The organism is Steroidobacter sp., assembly GCF_016790065.1.
In the GTDB taxonomy this organism is placed as follows: Bacteria; Pseudomonadota; Gammaproteobacteria; order Steroidobacterales; family Steroidobacteraceae; genus Steroidobacter.
In genome coordinates this window covers 1-2140 of sequence record NZ_JAEUPY010000680.1, presented here as the reverse complement: position 1 = coordinate 2140, position 2140 = coordinate 1, and the positions used below count along the sequence as shown (strand labels likewise).

The 2140-nt window shown below is 62.3% G+C and carries 3 protein-coding genes; all 3 read right to left on the bottom strand.

The window, feature by feature from the left end; translation table 11 throughout:
• Positions 1-77: glycosyltransferase (locus JNL55_RS37540; protein WP_415923178.1), on the bottom strand; the 77-nt coding region annotated here is incomplete at its 3' end.
• Entirely contained in the window at positions 74-1276 is a 1203-nt protein-coding gene (gene ftsW, locus JNL55_RS27970; protein ID WP_293862469.1) for a putative lipid II flippase FtsW, read from the bottom strand. The genes JNL55_RS37540 and ftsW, both read right to left, overlap by 4 nt.
• Positions 1273-2091, bottom strand: a complete 819-nt coding sequence (murD, locus tag JNL55_RS27965) for a UDP-N-acetylmuramoyl-L-alanine--D-glutamate ligase (protein ID WP_293862472.1) — start codon at positions 2089-2091, stop codon at positions 1273-1275. The genes ftsW and murD overlap by 4 nt, the downstream gene beginning before the upstream one ends.
• Positions 2092-2140 lie beyond the last annotated feature (49 nt).

The following is a 2140-nucleotide window of genomic DNA, read 5'->3' as shown; positions in this document are numbered from 1 at the left end:
AGCACACGAGCAGCCGCCAGCGCCGGAAACACATGTCCGCCCGTTCCGCCGGCCATGATTAGAACCGTGCGCTTCATTCGTCACTCTCCACTCGTTCGCGACGAGCAGGGCGAGACACAGCGAGTCGACCCGAAGTCTGTGCCTCATGATGAATGCGCATCAGGAATCCCAACCAGCCGAGCGTCACCATGACGCTGGAGCCGCCGTAAGACATCAGCGGCAACGTCAACCCTTTGGTGGGCAGAATGCCCATGTTCACGCCGACGTTGATGAACGTCTGCAGCGCCAGCCAGATGCCGAACGCAGCCGCGCAGTACGCCTGGAACGCGAGACCGGCTTCGGAAGCGAGACGCGAGATATAGAAGCTGCGCCACACCAGCAGCACGAACAGCGCGAGCGTCGCGATCACGCCGATCAAGCCCAGCTCTTCGGCCAACACGGCGAACACGAAGTCGGTGTGCGCTTCGGGCAAGTAGAACAGTTTCTGCACGCTGGAGCCGAGGCCGACGCCGAACAACTCGCCGCGACCGATGGCGATCAACGATTGAGTGAGCTGGAAGCCTGAGTCGAACGGATCGGCCCACGGGTCCATGAACGCAGTGAGTCGTTTTAGTCGATACGCCGACGTCACGGCGATCACTGCCATGCCTGCGGCGGCAATGGCCACTAGCGCCAGGAAGTGACGAATCTTCACGCCGGCCAGGAACAACACGCCAAGACCGGTGGCCATGAGCACCGTCGCCGCACCGAAGTCCGGTTCCAGAAGCAGCAGAGCCGCAGCGCCCATCAGCACGCCCAGCGGTTTCAGGAAGCCTTTCAGTTCTTCCTTCAGCTCGCCCTGCTTCCTGACGACATAGCTGCACAGATAAATAAGTAGCAGCACGCGCGCCAGCTCGGACGCCTGGAAGTTCATCACGCCGGCACGCAGCCAACGACGACTGCCGTTCACCTCGTGACCGAGGCCAGGGATCAAGACCGCTACCAGGAAAACGAAGGCGACCAGCAGCAGCGGCATGGCCAGCTTTTCCCAGACATTGGTCGGGATGGCCATCATGATGACGGCACCCAACACGCCGAAGGCCACGCCGTACAGCTGCTTATATAAGAAGTAGAGCGGGTCCTGCAGTTGCTTGTCGGCGATGCTGATGGACGCGGACGTCATCATCACCAGCCCGAGCAGCAGGATGCCGCCGACCGCCATCAACAGCACAGGATCGAACGCGAACCGACGCGGCCGGCCGTTGGAGCGAGCAAACGTGAGAGTGGCTGCGTTCATGCCTGCAGCCCCTTCACCGCCGCGGCGAACACATCGCCGCGATGGCCGTAGTCACGGAACATGTCGAGGCTGGCACAGGCCGGCGACAACAATACCGTCTCGCCGGAGCGAGCCGCGTTCGCCGCCAACTGCACGGCCTCATTCATATCCTTGGCAAACTGCGTGGTCGCCACGCCCTGCAACGCTGCGTCGAGTTGCTTGGCGTCCTGGCCAATCAACACCACATGTCGAACCTTGCCGCGGAACGCCGGAGCGAGCGGCTTGAAGTCCTGACCTTTGCCTTGGCCACCCGCGATCAACACCAGCGACCCAGGCATGCCAGCCACAGCCGCCAACGTTGCACCGACATTGGTGCCCTTGGAGTCATTGACGAAGCGCACGCCGTTCACATCCGCAACCCACTGCGAACGATGCGGCAATCCAGAGAACTCTCGCAGCGCCTGCAAGCAAGCCGGCCGAGACAGATTCAGCGCCTCGCACATCGCCAACGACGCCATCGCATTGGCCGCGTTGTGCAGCCCGCGAATCTTCAGCTCCGACATGGCAATCAGGCGCTCGCGACCGTGCATCAGAATCACGTCGTCGCCTTGCATATGAACGTAGTACTCAGCCGACGGATCGGCATGCAGGCTGAAGCCGAGCAGCCGCGCCGACTCGAAAGGCATGGTGCGAACGGCGAGATCGTCCATGTTCACGATGGCCGCCTCGCAACGCTGGAAGATGCGCGCCTTGGCGGCCGCATAGTCCTCGAGGGTGTCGTAACGATCCATGTGGGCCGGCGTCACATTCACAACAGCGGCCGCGGCCGCGCGCAGCGACAGCGTCGTTTACAACAGGAAGCTCGACAGCTCCAGCCCAAACAAA

Excerpts from the sequence above, each read along its gene's own strand:
- ftsW (WP_293862469.1), bottom strand. The coding sequence starts at position 1,276 with ATGAACGCAGCCACTCTCACGTTTGCTCGCTCCAACGGCCGGCCGCGT.